A 16,615-nucleotide genomic window follows, 5' to 3' on the forward strand; every position below is an offset into this window, starting at 1 on the left:
GAAATGTGATAAGTATTAATTTACTTTTTCGTATTCAGCGGGGTTTCCTGCTTCAATCGGCTCAGAAACATCCATATGACCTAAGAAGGAGGAAGGTACAGAACCGTCAACTAGAATTTGAGTTTTTCCATATCCGAATTGCTCGGCAATTAAAGCAATCTGCTCAATTAACATTAACTCCCCGGAGGATCCTAGGTTAGCCTCTAAAATTGCTTCGGAAAAGGAAACATAGGCTACACCGTTGTTAAATTCGACTGACTGTATTTGTGTGTTTTCTGGAACAAGGCTAACTAAATTGCTCTCTGTTGGTCCTGATACCCAAAGCTTGTAAGCTTGTTTTGCCCCAGCTTCATCTGCTGTAACTGGTAGATCAGTCTCAACGCGATATGTACCCATTAATTGATCATCAGCAAAGAATAACGTAACACTGTTAATCATTGTAGTATCTTCATTTTCTTCATTAGTAGTTTCCTCGTCTTTTTCTCCAATTTCATCTGCTGCATCTTCTTCTGTTCCGTCGCTATCTTCCACAGCGTCCCCCTCTGTGTCCTCTTGCTCTTCTGTTTGATTTGCCCCAGTTTCATCAATTGGAGTTGTTTCCCCATTATCATCACCTTGTCCGCATGCTGCAAGGAAAAGTAATAAGCTTATGCTTGAAAAGAATCCTATGAGTTTTTTCAAGATTAATCCCCCACTTTCAATTATGTGTTTTGTTTAATTAGTCGATAATATAATGTTGATGTTACAAGAATAACATAAAAACATTTTCTTGTAGCAAAATTTGTGAGAATATGTCATAAAAAAGAATAACTGCTCATAAATTTGAGATCCTTAAATACTTGAATTATGACATAAGGTGCTAGTATTCTTATTGCTAGGACAATATATTATGGAGTATTAGACCGGACATTACGTACCAAGGGAGTGGAAATATTGAATAGAGTCGTGGTAATAGGTGGAGGGATAACTGGCCTTTCAACTATGCACTATTTACATAAGTTAAAGAAAGACCAAGATCTTGATTTAGAGCTAGTCCTTGTTGAAGGAAATGAGTATTTAGGTGGTAAAATCCATACAGTAAAATCGGAGGAATTTACAATAGAAACGGGGGCTGACTCCATTGTAGCTCGGCATAGTAGTGTTATGCCTTTAGTAGAGGATTTAAATTTACAGGATGAGGTTGTATATAATGCAACGGGAATTTCTTATCTTTACTCAAAAAATGAATTACACCCTATTCCTGCTGATACTATCTTCGGAATACCAACAAGTGTAGACTCCTTATATAGGAGTACGTTAGTTTCTGACGAAGGGAAAAAGGCAGCTCTTAAGGATTTAGAGACGATAAATAAACACTTTACGAAAGAAAGCTCCATAGGAGAATTTTTGAGGTATTTTTTAGGATCTGAGTTAGTGGATAATCAAATTGCCCCGGTTCTATCAGGGGTTTATTCCGGGAAGCTCGATGAATTGACAATCGCATCCACTCTACCATATTTATTAGATTATAAAAACGAGTACGGAAGCATCATTAAAGGATTGGAACAAAATAAGGAAAAGTTTAAGGCTGGGTCAGGTAAAAAGTTTCTATCATTTAAGAATGGCCTCTCAACATTAATTGATCGTTTAGAAGAAGAGGTTAAAGAAGAAGCTTCTATTTTAAAAGGAAGGAAAGTAGTAAGAATTTACAAAGAAAATGACAAGTACGAAGTTGTTCTTTCAAACCATCAAAAGATCCAAGCTAATCAAGTGGTATTAACAACCCCCCACCATGTTTCCCAGAACCTATTAAATAAAGAGGAACTAGATAAGACATTCCAATTATTTAGTAATTCCACCCTCATTAGTATTTATCTTGGCTTTACTATTTCGGATGAGGAACTGCCTGCTGATGGAACTGGATTTATTGTGGCAGACCAAAGTGATCTCCAGTGTAATGCTTGTACTTGGACTAGTAGGAAATGGGAGCATACCTCTTTAAATAGAAATTTATTAGTTCGGCTTTTTTATAAAAGCTCAAATCCTACTTACGATCTCATAAAGGATATGAGTGAAGATGAATTAGTTAAGGTTGCCTTAAGGGATATTCAGAAAAGTCTAGGGATTAAAGGGGTGCCAAAGACGGTAGAAGTAACAAACTGGTATAACTTAATGCCAAATTACCATTTGAAGCATGCTGAAGCGGTCTATTCTTTAAAAGAGAACATGAAAGAACTTTTCCCGAATGTGGAGCTTGTGGGCAGCTCTTATTATGGAGTTGGTATCGGTGCTTGCATTCAAAATGGTAAGGAAACTGCAGAACGAATAGTAAATAAGTTTGCAGATGGAAAGTAAAAATTAGTTACTAGAGGTTGGGACAAAAGCGCTTTAGTTATGTCCCAGCCTCTTTCTTTTTGTCTTTGAGACTGAAAACCATCTCCAACCTGAGACTTAGATAAATTACATCCAGGGATAGTTTGCTAAATAAAAGGTTCCCATTAATATGGTATTAAGGAAGTAATGATAATGGAAGCGGGAGAGGATGAAGGGTTTGTGGAAAAAATAATTGAGGTGCATGGAATAAGGAAAAGCTTTAAGAAAAGAAAAACCAAAGAAATCATCACAGCTGTAAACGACGTGTCCTTTGACGTACATCGAGGAGAGGTTCTAGGATTACTTGGTCCAAATGGTGCAGGCAAAACGTCAACGATCAAAATGATTTGCGGCTTGTTACAAGCAGATGAGGGCTCTATACACATAAACGGCTTGGATATTCAGAAAAGGAGATTAAAAGCCTTGAAACATATAAGTGCTGTTTTAGAAGGAAATCGTAATTTATATTGGCGCTTAACAGTTCGTGAAAACCTAGAGTATTTTGCTGGAAACAGGGGGCTTTCTAGAAAAGAAGTTGCTGCCCAGATTGAAAAACTTCTATCGCAGTTTCATCTAAAGGACAAGGAAAATGAGCTTGTTAATGGTTTATCTAGAGGAATGCAGCAAAAACTGGCCATAGCTGTAGCTTTATTGGCCAATACAGAAGTCATTTTACTTGATGAACCTACTTTAGGGTTAGATGTGGAAATAAGCTATGAACTTCGTGAAATATTAAAAACGATTGTAAAGGAAGAAAAAAGGACGATTATCATTAGCTCTCATGACATGCCAGTCGTACAAGAGCTTTGTGACCGAACAATCATTATTAATAAAGGAACCGTAGTAGTGGACGAAAGGGTGGAAAACCTATTAAAGCTATTTGAGACAAGGGCTTATTCTATAAAGCTAGGAGATGCTCTAAGTGAAGCTCAGCAGTTGAAACTCCAACGAAAATTCCCATTAAGTACGTACAAAGTCGGCACCCATCAAACCACTGTAGAAGTTAATTTAGAACACAGTGAGGATATTTACGAGCTTTTCGATATTTTTAAAGAAGAGGGAACTCAGGTGGAAAGTATAGATCGTATAACCATTGACTTCGAGCAAGTATTTATGGAGATCGTGAAGGGAGAAAAAAATTATGCAATGGCTTAATCTCTTAAATGCAAATATACGTAAAGAATATATAGAATTAAAACGTTACTTACCTAATACGATAGCATTGCTTTTAACCTTTTATATCATCTTTTTAGCAGCTTTTTTTGGAATTATGTTCGTTGGAGATCCTGCAAGTTTTGAAGTAAATGTACAATATTCCATTATCAGCGTAGCCTTTTGGAGCTTAACAATGATGACCATGAACTTCATTGGCTTCGCTATTGTAACAGAGGCGATGCGTGGGACGTTAGAACAATTGTATATGTCACCCCTCGGTGTATGGAAAATCATGCTTACGCGAATAATTGCCCAATTTATTTTACAAATGGTTTTCATGGTTATATTACTTTTTGCTGCGATGCTTACGTCGGGTCAGTGGTTAAATCTTAACCCAATGACCACTTTACCTATTATTCTCATTACAATGGTAAGCATGACAGGTGTTAGCTTTATGATCGCAGGTCTTGCTATTATCGTTAAACAAATTCAAGCTTTTCTACAGATTTTTCAATTTGTGTTAATGGCACTTGTCTTTATCCCAATATCCGTTGCTCCATTCCTTGCCTTTGCACCCTTTGTTAAAGGAGTGGATATGGTAAGGACAATTATGATTGAGAATATAACGCTAACGCAAATTCCTTGGGCTGATTATAGTTTTCTTATTGCTAACTCTATTGTTTACTTAACTTTAGGTCTAGTTGTTTTCCGCAGTTGTGAGAAGGTTGCAATGAAAAAGGGCTTGTTAGGTCAATACTAAAAAGGCTGTTTTTACAAATTTGATTCCACTGAAAATAACATTTCTATTAAGAAAACACCAGATTAAAAGAAAAGAGTGAGGCTAAGTAAATACCTGCCTCACTCTGAATATTTTTGTGGGATTATTCAATTCCTGCAATCCACTCGTTTACTTTATCTTGGTTAGCTTCTACCCAAGCAGAAGCTGCTTCTTCAGGTGATGCTCCTTCTTGAATATCAAGCATTACAGCTTCCATGTCTGCTGCAGTCCAGTTGAATTGGTCTAAGATAGTAAATGCCACAGCATCGTCCTCTTCTAATCCTTCACGAACCATTGTGGCAATATATTCAGCATCACCAAAAGTTCCTTCAGGATCTTCTAAATATTTAAGGTCATAAGAAGCAAATTTCCAGTGTGGAGTCCAACCAGTGACAACAATTGGCTCTTCATTCGCAATAGCTTCCCCTAATGCAGTAGCCATAGCGCCACTAGAAGAAGGGAGAACTTCCCAGCCTGCTAGGTTTGGATAATCAGTATCTACTGCTGCTTCAGCTGCAGTTACTACTCCAGCTCCAGCTTCAATACCTGTAATTGTTTCTCTAAGTTCATCAGCATATGCGTCTAAATCTGCAATAGAATCAACATTCATATAAGATGGTACAACTAAACCAATTTTTGCCCCTTCAAGGTTTGCACCTAATTCAACAACACTACCACCATACTCTTCATACTGTCCAGCATGTGTTGCTGGAAGCCAAGCTGCTACCATTCCATCTGCTTCACCAGAAGCAACAGCCCCCCACATAAGAGAATTGTCAATTGGTGTTAAGGTAACATCATACCCTTGATCTTCAAATACTTTTCCAATAACGTGTGTAGAGGCAATTTCAGAATCCCACTCAACGTATACTAATTCGATTTCTTTACTGTCTGTGGAAGCATCGTCTGAACCGCAAGCTGCAGTAAATAGTGATAATGAAAGTACTGCTGCTAAACCAAGACGTTTCCAGTTAAGTCTAAGCATAGTTAATAATCTCCCCTTCTAAAATAAGTGTTTTATTTATGGAAACTTTTCATTTTGAAAAGACACCAACCAACTATCTTTTTGTATTCATGCTTTGTGTAAATCGATCGATAATAATGGCAAGAATAACGATACTTATTCCAGCTACGAAACCTGGCCCCACTTGGGAACGCTGTAAGGCAGATACAACTTCTCTACCTAATCCTGGAGCACCGATCATAGATGCAATTACAACCATGGATAAAGCCAGCATTACAGTTTGGTTTATTCCAGCCATTATCGTTGCCTTTGCCATTGGAAGTTCTACTTTAAATAATTTCTGAGTCGGTGTACTACCAAAGGCATCAGACGCTTCCACTAGCTCATTTGGAACTTGACGTATACCTAAATTAGTAAAGCGGACTGTAGGTGGTACAGCGAATATTAAGGACGCAAATACACCGGGAACCATTCCGATTCCAAAGAAAGCAACTGCAGGAATTAAGTAAACAAATGCAGGCATGGTCTGCATGAAATCCAATACAGGTTTCATAATGGCTTCCGCAGTTTTACTCTTAGACATGAGAATACCGAATGGCACCCCGATAATAACGGATAAAAGACTTGCAATTAGTACTAAGGTAAAGGTTTCTATTAATCTATCCCATAAGCCTTGATTATAAATTAGCCATAGTCCTACAATGGAAAAGGCAGCAAGACCAAACTTTTTGCCAGTGATAATAAAAGCTAAAAGTGCAACAAGGGCAATCATGATCACAGGCGGTATAGCCCCTAATATATCCGTTGACCATCCCATGAAATTTCCAAGATGCTCTCTAATAGGAAAAAAAATAAAGGAAAAGGTATTAGTTAACCAATTAACGAACCAACTAGTTCCCTCAGCGATAGGTATTGTAGGTACAAAATTTAATAAATTAATAATCATTTTCTAGTTTCACCTCACCATCATTAGCAAGTGCGCTAATTACTGCTCCCCGAACTATTATTCCGACCAACTTGTTGTTATCAATAACAGCAACTGGTACTGGTGAATCGTGAATAATATTAAAAATATCGTTCATAGGTGTATCCTTTTCTACTTTTGGAATATTATTGTGTAAGATTTCATCTAAATTCTTAATCTCATTTTTTCGTGCTGCAGAAGCATCATCCGCTGTAATATAACCTTTTAAGTTTCGATTACTGTCCACAACAAATATGCTAGATATCCCCACTTCGCGCATTCGTTCTAAAGCCACGCGTGGACCATGCTTATCAATATTTATTGTTTCTGGGCGCTTCATAATATGTTGTGCTGTTAATACCTTAGAGCGATCCACATCTTCAACGAATTTTTCAACATAATCGTTTGCAGGTTTTACTAGAATCTCCTCAGGTGTCCCTATTTGTACGATCGAACCATCCTTCATTAAGGCGATGCGGTCACCAATTCTCAATGCCTCATCAAGATCATGTGTAATGAAGATAATTGTTTTCTTCATGGTTGTTTGAAGATCTAATAATTCGTCTTGCATATCCTTACGAATAAGAGGGTCTAATGCAGAAAAGGCCTCATCCATTAAAAGTACCTCTGGATCGTTAGCTAAAGCTCGGGCAAGCCCTACACGTTGTTGCATACCTCCTGAGAGTTGATCAGGATATTGATCTTCATACCCTTTAAGACCAACTAGTTCTAAAGACTCAAGTGCCTTTTTCATTCGGTCTTTCTTCTCGATACCTTGTACTTCTAAACCATACTCCACGTTTTGAAGTACGGTACGAAATGGAAATAGACCAAACTTCTGGAATACCATCCCCATTTTTTTACGTCGTACCTCTCGAAGCTCTACAGGATTCATTTGTGCAAGGTCTTCTTCATCAACCCATACATTTCCGCTAGTAGGATCTATTAGACGATTTAATAATCGAACTAAAGTAGATTTGCCACTTCCAGAAAGACCCATTATTACAAAAATTTCACCGTCTTCTACTTCAAAGCTAGCTTGATTTACTCCCACAGTACACCCTGTTTGAGCAAGAATTTCATTTTTTGGTTTATTCTCATTTAACATTTTTAAAGCTTGTTTTGTTCGTTTACCAAAAATTTTAGTTAATTTGTCAACTTTTATTTTTGCCATAAAGGCACCCCTTTCTAACAAGGTTAGATATTGCATTTGTTATATATCGAAGAGCTGATTTCCAATAATAGCGCTTATTGTGGTGCTCAATACTAACCTTTTTAACTATAAACTTTATGTTATTTTTGATCAAACGGTATATAAACTATAAAACGTAGGAAAAGTTTGTTCAGAAAAAACTGTACGTAAATTACAAGGTGAATCCTATCAAATGCTTTCATTTCCTCTTGATTTAACGTATGTCAGTGACTTTTCATGTAAATAATAGATTTGCTAACATTATAATAGGATTTTTTGGGGGAGGGTGCCAATGGGCCAGGAGAACATAATAAAAGATATGGAGAAATTAGAGCAGGCTCGTAATCGATTTATAACTGAAATTGCAAAAAATATTTATTTATATAATATTACCCCTTCGGTAGGGAGATTATATGGAACGGTCTTTTTTTCAGAGGAGCCAATGACCCTCGACGAAATGAGTAAGGCTATGGGTATGAGTAAAACGAGTATGAGTACTGGGATTCGTTCCCTATTAGAGGCTGATATGGTGGAGCGTGTCTGGGAACGTGGGATTCGCAAAGATCTCTATAAGGTAGAAGATGATTGGTATAAGTCCTTTTCTAATGTATTCATTAATAGATGGAGAAATGCAACGGAATTAAATAAGCAAGCCATTGAGGAAACCAAGGGCTTACTTAATCGTCTAATGGATGAAACGGAATATGAGGCAGTTCGTGTAAAAGCAGAAAAAGACTTGAAGAAATTGACGGAAGTAGAGGAGTACTACGGTTGGTTGACGGAAGTGATTTCCCTATTCGAAACGGGGGCTATATTTGACATTGTTCCAAAAAGCTCGAAAGAAAGGAATAAAAATAAATCTTATGAGTAGCATCTTAGTCATATTGTGACTTCCTTGTAGGACTGTTATAATAAGTAAAGATGAACGACCTTAACTAGAGGATGAGATCAATTGCGTAAAAAAAATTACATTCTTGCTATCTATCTATTAATTATTGGATTTATTGGCGGTGCCCTTTATTGGGTATGGGTATTTACTAAATAGTATGCTAGCGTTTAGAAGCGTCAAACAAATTGTATGTTTGACGCTTTTTGTGTAACTTCTTTTATCAAATGACGACGAATGGTTAGGAGAGGGAGGGGAAGAGAGCGTGAGAGAGGAATTTGATCGTCTGTATGAAACCTATCACCATACACTTTTCCAGTATTTATTTTACATGGTTCGAAATCGGGAAGTAGCCGAAGAACTTGTTCAGGAAGTCTATATAAAAGTGCTTCATTCTTTTCAATCCTTTGAAGGGAAAAGCAGCGAAAAAACATGGCTTTATTCTGTAGCAAAGCATGTGGGAATAGATTGGATCAGAAGCCAAAGCCGTAAAAAGCGAAAATGGGAAGGGCAGCAATTTGAATGGAGTGAAAGGGAGTTTGAGCTTCAGGATCATGCTCTTTTACCTGAGGAAATCCTTGTGCAAAAAGATGAAATTCAGCATATTTATCGAATGCTCAAACGGTGTACAGATGATCAACAGCAAGTCATCATATTGAGATATATACAAGCCCTTAGTATTTCAGAAACAGCTGAAGTGTTAGGGTGGACCGAAAGTAAAGTGAAAACAACACAGCACAGGGCGATAAAGGCCTTAAAGCAGCACCTAGAAGGTTATACGGGTTATGATGTAAAGGAGGCTAGCGAATGACAAACAGATCAAATTGGGACGAAGATAAGTTGGAGGAAAAATTACAACAGCTGCCTCCAATCAAGGATCGTCAATCAAAAGAAGAGTTATTTCAGGTAATTCAAAAGAAGATGAATGAAAGACAAATAGATAAGACTGATCCTGTTGTCATTAAGAAAAAACGTCCATGGTTATATCCTGCCATTGCTACTGCAGCAGCAGTTTTCCTTATCATGTTAATTTTGCCTTCTTTAATAGATAATAATGATCATTTTTCAAGGGGGGATATGGACAAAGCTGATATGGAACGAAGTGGGGTTGCTGAAGATACCGATAGCGGTGATGCCGGGATCATGATGGATTTTGATGATGAGGCTGGTGAGAAAGAGTTAGGAGGGGAAATGGGCATAGCCTCCGCTCCCGAGGAAGAAGCAATGGAGTCAGATCAGTTAGTCAATTATGTGATTGTGCCATTACCGTATGCAATGCAAGTTCCTGTAATATTGGATTCAGAGCTGGGTGAAGATGAAAGGGTAACTCTTATTGGAAAACATTTGGAACTGGAGGGTGAACTGGACAGGGAGTCGATGATTTATCTGGCTCTTACTTCAGAAGAAGCCCATTGGGGTACAGATTTAAGAAGTCAGTTGCAGGATGTAGCTTTCAATGAGAATGAAAATTCAATAACCCTCGATTTTTACGGTGGCCATCGTATGGAGAGTCTTTCTAGTACTCAAGAAAATATCTTTAGCAGAGCTATCCATGAGTATTTCAGCTTTTTAGGTATAGAGCTTGTGAAATTTACCGTTGATGGAGATTCTGGTATTATGTATGGTCAAACAGGGGAGAGACATCATGAGTGGGGAATTAACACGGATAATCGCGGTTACTATGTCTACACAGACGAGACAGGAACTGATTTTTTAATAAGAGCAGTAGTAGCCGGGGAGAATATGTATGAAAATGGAGAGCTACTGTCCCTTTCAGACACATTGGATAAAATGAAATATGTTTCTGAAGATGGATGGTATGAGCCAGTTGTTCCAGAAGATGTACAATTTTCTAATGTAGCAATAGAAGGTAACCATGCCATTATTACCTTATCGGAAGACAGTGAAATAAATAGGAGTGATTTCGATTTGTTTGCGGAGGCAGTAGCATTAACTGCAGCAGACTTTGATATCGATTTTATCTCCTTTGTTGGAAGATCAATAGATGAAATTAGTGAATTCCGAGAAACGGAAATGATCTCCACAACCAACCTCGTACCGAATATTAGATGACCATTCCTTCAAAGAAGACCAAAGGGGAACGTGCCTTTTGTGTCTTCTTTTTTTAGGTTCCAGGAAAATTTTGTAGTATAGTAAAAAATAGCAGGGATAAAGAAGGAGGAGGACTAAATGGATACGATTACCCATACTTTATTTGGACTAGCCCTTTATGGGGCCGTGGATAAACGAAATTTTTCTAAAAAAGAAAAGGGTGCCCTCCTTTTTACAACAATTGTCGGCAGTCAAATACCGGATATAGATGTAGTCTCTCAATTTTGGGATACGGAAGGCCAGTATCAAATGTGGCACAGGGGAATAACCCACTCCATATTTATAGTCCCATTTTTTGCCTTTCTCATCTACAGTTTTAGTCGTTGGATTTGGCAAGTGAAAAGCTCCTTTTATTTCTGGGTAGCTTTATTGGCCGTTTTCATACATAATACGGCCGATTTGTTTAATGCCTGGGGAACTGGATATTTAGAGCCTTTTTCATCCGTAAGAATCACCTTTGGTACTATACCCATCGTTGATCTTGTCATATGGGGTATTTTGTTAATAAGTTTTATTATCAGTCGGAAAACAGTCCGTTATCCAAGTCACTTAGTTTTTAAAGGGGCATGGTGTTTTATATTGCTACATGTAATCGTTCAAACGATACAAGGTTCCATTATTTACAACCAATATAGCGAGGAATACGAACAAGTTGCTTTATCTGCTTCCTTTATACCTACTCAATTTTCCGTAATTGCAAAGGAAGAGGAGCACGTATCTATCTATAATACTTCTTTATTTAGGAAGGATTCCTTAGAGTATTCTTTGGAAAGTGCTCAGGGGGCTGATTTGGATTTACTGTTTCAACATAATCCTGAAGCTGCTACATTGAAGGAATGGGCTCCATTTGTCGTTATTGTGGATGATGGGGATGTTCTAGGTGTATACGACCCACGTTTTTACAGAAATGGGCAATCATTTTTATTTGAGTTTATAAATCGTAGCGAATTGGAGAAAAAGGGGAATTAACGTCGAGAAATGTTTCCTGGGAAATGCTGTTTGTAGAATTTTAGACTAAAAATTGGAATAAAGTAGAACGATGAATTACGAAACAAAAAACGAGAAAAGGTAAGGAAGGTGACGAAAGCTGTCACGTAGTTCCTTACCTCTTTTCTGCTATATTAAATAGATTTTACGTTAATGTCATATTTCTTCATTCTATATTGTAGGCTTTGACGACTTATGCCTAGATTTTTAGCTGCTTGAGTTATATTCCCTTGATGATGCTTTAATACCTGGTCGATATACAACATTTCTGCTTCCTCCATAAAGGATTGCAACGGCTTAGTAGCTTCCGATTCAGGAATGGAGAAAGCTGTTAGTGGCTTGGTGAAGGTTTCGTATAACGGGAACTTAGTTCGTACATGGGTTGGTAAATGGGTATAATCAATCTCTTCGTCATAATGAATGAGATTCATCGCCCCTTCTATCATATGTTCCAGCTCCCGAATGTTACCGGGCCAATCATATTCAAAAAATAAATTTAATACCCCTTCACTAACGGAAGGAACATTCAATTGAAAACGTTGATTGTATTTATTGATAAAATGCTCCACTAAAAGTGGAATATCTTCTTTACGTTCCCTAAGGGGAGGAACGACAATGTATACTACACTTAAACGGTAATATAAATCCTCCCTTAAATCGTTTTTCTCAATGGCTTTTAGTGGGTCCTCATTTAAGGTTGCAATAATACGAACATCAATTGGTCGGTCCTTTGTATCACCAATACGACGTATCGTTTTTTCTTGAATTGCTCTTAGTAGTTTAGCTTGAAGGGGTGCACTTAATGAATTTATCTCATCAAGCATAAGAGTTCCCCCATGGGCTTGTTCGAATAGACCAGGATGCTCAGTAGCTCCAGTGAAAGCCCCCTTTACAGTCCCGAATAAAATTCCTTCTATTAAAGTATCTGGTAATGCGGCACAGTTCTGACTAATAAAGGCTTTAGAGGCACGTTCGCTTCCATTGTGGATACTCTGGGCAAATAATTCCTTCCCCGTACCCGTTTCTCCAAAGATTAAAACAGAGGAGGTAGTTCGAGTAGCTTTTTGGGCGCCCTCTATCACTTCCCGAATGGAACGGCTTTGCCCAATAATTTGATCAAAGGTATACCTTGCTTCCGGCTTTTCTTGAGCGCTGACTCTCGTTAACCGTTCTATTTTTGTAATGTCTTTAGCGATTTCAACTGCACCAATAATATTCCCCTCATGAACAAGTGGAAATGTGTCGTTAATGGTTGTAATTTCCTGCCCCTTAAAATTAAAGTAAGTTTGACGGGCATTTTTTCTTACAGACCCTTTTCTTAACGCTTGTAGTAGACGACTCTCTTCCTCCGATTGGAAGAGAAATATTTCCATGATACTTTTATTAAGGACATCCTCTTTATCCATATCTTCAATTTCTGACATTTTTCTGTTGTAAATAACAGATTTTCCTTCTTGATTAATAATATGGATGCCCACATCAACCGCATCCAATAATTGAATATAGATAGGATGTAAGGGTGGTAGTGATGTAGCGTTAACCAAATAAACCCACTTCCTTTCCTCTATGACAAACCGAATACTACCTGTTTTACTATTTTCATTTTACAAGTTAAGTGAACTACAGTGCAAATAAATTTTGCATGTGGCGCAAAATGATTTTTCATGTGCAAATAAATTTTGCACTAATAGAATTGTAAATCCTAATATGATCGCAATTAGAAAGTTGGCATAATACTTGCAAGATAATATAGTGTAAAAAAATAATCAAAAAAGTATAAAAAGGAGTGGATTTATCCATGGTAGTACCTTACAAACATGAGCCATTTACTGACTTCACAGTGGAAGAAAACGTAAAAGAATATAAAGCAGCATTAGATTTAGTGAAAAGTGAATTAGGGAAAGAGTATCCATTAATTATTGGTGGAGAAAAAGTCATGACGGAAGATAAAACCGTTTCCGAGAACCCGGCTAATAGGGGGGAAGTAATTGGATACGTTTCCAAAGCAGACCAAGAACTAGCGGAAAAAGCAATGCAAGCTGCTAACAAAGCATTTGAATCTTGGAGAAAGTGGGATCCTGCTGAGCGTGCCAACATTCTTTTCCGTGCGGCCGCAATTATCCGACGCCGTAAGCATGAATTTTCTGCATGGCTTTCCTATGAAGCAGGTAAGCCATGGAAGGAAGCAGATGCAGATACTGCCGAAGGAATTGACTTCTTAGAATACTATGCTCGTCAAATGCTTCGCTTAAAGGATGGAATTGAAATTAACTCTCGTCCAATTGAACATAACACGTTCAACTATATACCATTAGGAACTGGGATTACTATCTCTCCTTGGAATTTTGCCTTTGCTATTATGGCTGGAACAACAGTAGGCCCAGTTGTAGCTGGTAACACAATTCTATTAAAGCCAGCAACTACTACACCAGTTGTTGCTTATAAATTTATGGAAGTATTAATGGAAGCAGGACTTCCTGCAGGAGTAGTAAACTATATTCCTGGTAGTGGTTCTGTTATTGGTGACTATTTAGTAGATCATCCAAAAACTCGTTTTATTAATTTCACAGGTTCAAAGGATGTAGGGCTTCGAATTGCACAACGTGCTTCTGTCGTTCAAGAAGGTCAAATTTGGATGAAGCGTGTTATTGCTGAAATGGGTGGTAAGGATACAATCATTGTTGATAACGAGGCGGATCTTGACCTAGCAGCGGAAGCGATCACTTATTCTGCATTTGGTTTCTCAGGGCAAAAATGTTCTGCTTGTTCACGCGCAGTCATTCATGAAGATGTATATGATGTAGTATTAGAAAAAGTAGTTGCCCGTGTTAAGGAACTGACTGTAGGACCTACTTTTGAAGATAACTCTAACTTCATGGGACCTCTAAATGACCAAGCAGCTTTTGATAAAGTAATGAAGTACATTGAAATTGGAAAAGAAGAAGGTAGATTAGTGGCTGGAGGAGAAGGGGACCATTCACAAGGCTACTTTGTAAAGCCAACCGTATTTGCTGATGTAGACCCTGAAGCTCGCTTAATGCAAGAGGAGATTTTTGGACCAGTTGTTGCCTTCGCGAAAGCGAAAGATTTTGATGAGCTAATCAAAATCGCAAACAACACAGAGTACGGCTTAACTGGTGCTGTAATCTCCAATAATAGAGCTCACTTAGAGCAAGCTCGTCAAGATTTCCATGTAGGTAACCTTTACTTTAACCGTGGATGTACGGCGGCGATTGTTGGGTATCACCCATTTGGTGGATTTAATATGTCTGGTACAGATTCGAAAGCTGGTGGACCAGACTACTTACTTCACTTCTTGCAACCAAAAACAGTATCTGAAACTTTTTAATAGCATCTAAAAGGGATAATTAGGCAGTGTTTTAGTGAGGCTGTTTTCGTAAAATTTGTTGCTTTTTTAAAAAAGCTTGAAGAAGCGAAAGGCGGCAACTCCAGCGTTGCCTGATTTATCCTCACTTTTGCTAGACGATTAGAATAATATCTTGTATAAATTATCCTTTTTTAAAGGGCTTGAAAGGGGATTGCTTATGAGTAGAACGAAAGAAATTATTGTTTTAACAGAAAAATATGGTGCGAGAAACTATCATCCCCTTCCAATTGTTATTTCCAAGGCAGAGGGAGTTTGGGTAGAGGATCCAGAAGGAAATCGCTATATTGATATGCTGAGTGCCTACTCAGCGGTGAACCAAGGGCATCGCCATCCAAAGATAATTCAAGCGTTAAAGGATCAAGCAGACCGTATTACGTTAACTTCCCGTGCTTTTCATAATGATCAATTAGGTCTCTTTTATGAAAAGGTTTCCAATCTCACAGGTAAAAGCATGGTATTACCGATGAATACTGGTGCAGAAGCGGTAGAAACAGCGGTAAAAGCTGTACGACGTTGGGCCTATCGTGTAAAAGGTGTTCCTGTAGATCAAGCGGAGATTATCGTGTGTGAAGACAATTTTCATGGCAGAACGATGACTGCCGTTTCCTTATCCTCTAATGAAGAATATAAAAAAGACTTTGGTCCAATGTTGCCAGGTATTAAAGTCATTCCATTTGGAGATATTGGTGCATTAAAGGAGGCCGTCACTCCTAATACTGCTGCCTTTTTGTTTGAGCCGATTCAAGGGGAGGCAGGCATTAACATTCCGCCAGAAGGATTTTTGAAGGAAGCGTACGATGTATGTAAAGGAAATAATGTGTTGTACGTTGCCGACGAAATTCAAGCTGGCTTAGGCCGTTCTGGGAAAATGTTCGCGTGTGATTGGGAGAACGTAGAACCAGACGTATACATTTTAGGAAAAGCCCTTGGTGGCGGAGTTATGCCTATATCCGTTGTTGCCGCCAATGAGGATGTTCTTGGTGTATTTGAACCTGGATCTCATGGTTCAACCTTTGGTGGGAATCCTTTAGCTTCTGCCGTTTCCATTGCGGCTTTAGACGTAATCGAAGAGGAAAACCTAGTGGAAAGGTCTTTGAAGCTAGGAGAACACTTCATGAAAGAACTAAAGAGTATTCAAAACGATAAAATTAAAGAGGTACGGGGAAGGGGATTATTCATTGGAGTTGAGATGAATGGACCAGCCCGACCATATTGTGAAAAGCTTAAGGAGCTAGGGCTTCTTTGCAAAGAAACCCACGAAAATGTCATTCGATTTGCCCCTCCTTTAGTCATTTCGCAAGAGGATTTAGATTGGGCAATTGAACGAGTGAAAACAGTTCTTTCCAACTAAAAAGGCAATGACATAATAGATTACTAACCTGTTGCCGGAAGAAACCTCTATCAGGGAGACTTCGTGTAAAAACGGGTCTCCCATTTGTTATTTTAGTGTTAGACCTCCATGCAAGTGATATTTGCACCATGGAGTATGAAAATTTTAGTCTGCATTGGAATGAGCGAAGGTCCGTGAGACTCCTGTGGGAGAATGACCTAGCCAAGACCCCACAGCGACGAATTCGCGAGGAGGCTTGGCAGGTCACCCACGGAAAGCGAGCGGACCGTAGCGAATGAACAACAAGATTTGTATTTTTACGGTAGACCTCCTTGCAAGTAGAAGCACCATGGAGCATGAAAATACAAGATCAATATTGCAGCGAATACCAACACAGTGCCGGCAACGGCTCCTCTCGCCGCGCGGTATCTATGAGAAGAGCGCTCATAGATACCTTTGTAAAGGTTGCGGCGGCTTCGCTCATTGCTTCGGTGGCACAAAAGATAA

The 16,615-nt window shown here is 38.4% G+C and carries 14 protein-coding genes; 9 read left to right on the forward strand and 5 right to left on the reverse strand.

The window, feature by feature from the left end; all coding sequences use genetic code 11:
* Positions 1–15 precede the first annotated feature (15 nt).
* The gene (locus J2S74_RS17130; RefSeq protein ID WP_307327730.1) at positions 16–681 is read right to left on the reverse strand and encodes a GerMN domain-containing protein; all 666 of its coding nucleotides are present in this window, start codon (positions 679–681) and stop codon (positions 16–18) included.
* A gap of 252 nt (positions 682–933) precedes the next feature.
* On the opposite strand from J2S74_RS17130, the gene J2S74_RS17135 reads away from it, so the two are divergent.
* From J2S74_RS17135 to J2S74_RS17145, 3 genes are all read left to right on the forward strand, one after another.
* Entirely contained in the window at positions 934–2,334 is a 1,401-nt protein-coding gene (locus J2S74_RS17135; protein WP_307327733.1) for a protoporphyrinogen oxidase, read from the forward strand.
* A 198-nt stretch (positions 2,335–2,532) separates the two neighbouring features.
* On the forward strand, positions 2,533–3,507 hold the full coding sequence (locus J2S74_RS17140) for an ABC transporter ATP-binding protein (protein ID WP_307327834.1): 975 nt from the start codon (positions 2,533–2,535) through the stop codon (positions 3,505–3,507).
* Positions 3,494–4,267 carry an ABC transporter permease gene (locus J2S74_RS17145; RefSeq protein ID WP_307327737.1) on the forward strand — a complete coding sequence of 258 codons (774 nt, stop codon included), beginning with the start codon at positions 3,494–3,496 and terminating at the stop codon, positions 4,265–4,267. The genes J2S74_RS17140 and J2S74_RS17145 overlap by 14 nt, the downstream gene beginning before the upstream one ends.
* A 121-nt stretch (positions 4,268–4,388) precedes the next feature.
* Here J2S74_RS17145 and J2S74_RS17150 read toward each other — a convergent pair whose 3' ends face one another.
* The 3 genes from J2S74_RS17150 to J2S74_RS17160 all read right to left on the reverse strand — a co-directional run bounded on the left by J2S74_RS17150 (position 4,389) and on the right by J2S74_RS17160 (position 7,387).
* Positions 4,389–5,270 carry a glycine betaine ABC transporter substrate-binding protein gene (locus J2S74_RS17150; RefSeq protein ID WP_307327740.1) on the reverse strand — a complete coding sequence of 294 codons (882 nt, stop codon included), beginning with the start codon at positions 5,268–5,270 and terminating at the stop codon, positions 4,389–4,391.
* A 73-nt stretch (positions 5,271–5,343) separates the two neighbouring features.
* The gene (locus J2S74_RS17155) at positions 5,344–6,195 is read right to left on the reverse strand and encodes an ABC transporter permease (protein WP_307327742.1); all 852 of its coding nucleotides are present in this window, start codon (positions 6,193–6,195) and stop codon (positions 5,344–5,346) included.
* Positions 6,185–7,387 (reverse strand): quaternary amine ABC transporter ATP-binding protein, encoded by a 1,203-nt coding sequence (locus tag J2S74_RS17160; protein WP_307327745.1) that lies wholly within the window; start codon positions 7,385–7,387, stop codon positions 6,185–6,187. Before J2S74_RS17160 ends, J2S74_RS17155 begins: the two co-directional genes overlap by 11 nt.
* Positions 7,388–7,697: 310 nt before the next feature.
* Between J2S74_RS17160 and J2S74_RS17165 the strand changes: the two genes are divergently transcribed.
* The 4 genes from J2S74_RS17165 to J2S74_RS17180 all read left to right on the forward strand — a co-directional run bounded on the left by J2S74_RS17165 (position 7,698) and on the right by J2S74_RS17180 (position 11,372).
* Positions 7,698–8,276: a GbsR/MarR family transcriptional regulator gene (locus J2S74_RS17165; RefSeq protein ID WP_307327748.1), complete on the forward strand. Its 579-nt coding sequence runs from the start codon at positions 7,698–7,700 to the stop codon at positions 8,274–8,276.
* A gap of 280 nt (positions 8,277–8,556) precedes the next feature.
* Positions 8,557–9,102 carry an RNA polymerase sigma factor SigX gene (sigX, locus tag J2S74_RS17170; protein ID WP_307327751.1) on the forward strand — a complete coding sequence of 182 codons (546 nt, stop codon included), beginning with the start codon at positions 8,557–8,559 and terminating at the stop codon, positions 9,100–9,102.
* A complete protein-coding gene (locus tag J2S74_RS17175; RefSeq protein ID WP_307327754.1) occupies positions 9,099–10,364 on the forward strand; it encodes an RsiX family anti-sigma factor in 1,266 nt (421 codons plus the stop codon). Before sigX ends, J2S74_RS17175 begins: the two co-directional genes overlap by 4 nt.
* Positions 10,365–10,481: 117 nt before the next feature.
* The gene (locus J2S74_RS17180) at positions 10,482–11,372 is read left to right on the forward strand and encodes a metal-dependent hydrolase (RefSeq protein WP_307327755.1); all 891 of its coding nucleotides are present in this window, start codon (positions 10,482–10,484) and stop codon (positions 11,370–11,372) included.
* 152 nt (positions 11,373–11,524) lie between these two features.
* Here J2S74_RS17180 and J2S74_RS17185 read toward each other — a convergent pair whose 3' ends face one another.
* Positions 11,525–12,934 (reverse strand): sigma-54 interaction domain-containing protein, encoded by a 1,410-nt coding sequence (locus J2S74_RS17185; protein WP_307327758.1) that lies wholly within the window; start codon positions 12,932–12,934, stop codon positions 11,525–11,527.
* 254 nt (positions 12,935–13,188) lie between these two features.
* Here J2S74_RS17185 and pruA point away from each other — a divergent pair, with 254 nt between their 5' ends.
* Positions 13,189–14,739, forward strand: a complete 1,551-nt coding sequence (gene pruA, locus J2S74_RS17190) for an L-glutamate gamma-semialdehyde dehydrogenase (protein WP_307327761.1) — start codon at positions 13,189–13,191, stop codon at positions 14,737–14,739.
* A 196-nt stretch (positions 14,740–14,935) separates the two neighbouring features.
* Positions 14,936–16,129, forward strand: a complete 1,194-nt coding sequence (locus J2S74_RS17195; protein WP_307327764.1) for an ornithine--oxo-acid transaminase — start codon at positions 14,936–14,938, stop codon at positions 16,127–16,129.
* The last annotated feature ends 486 nt before the right edge of the window (positions 16,130–16,615 follow it).

Origin of the sequence: Evansella vedderi (assembly GCF_030813435.1) — a bacterium.
In the GTDB taxonomy this organism is placed as follows: Bacteria; Bacillota; Bacilli; order Bacillales; family Salisediminibacteriaceae; genus Evansella; species Evansella vedderi.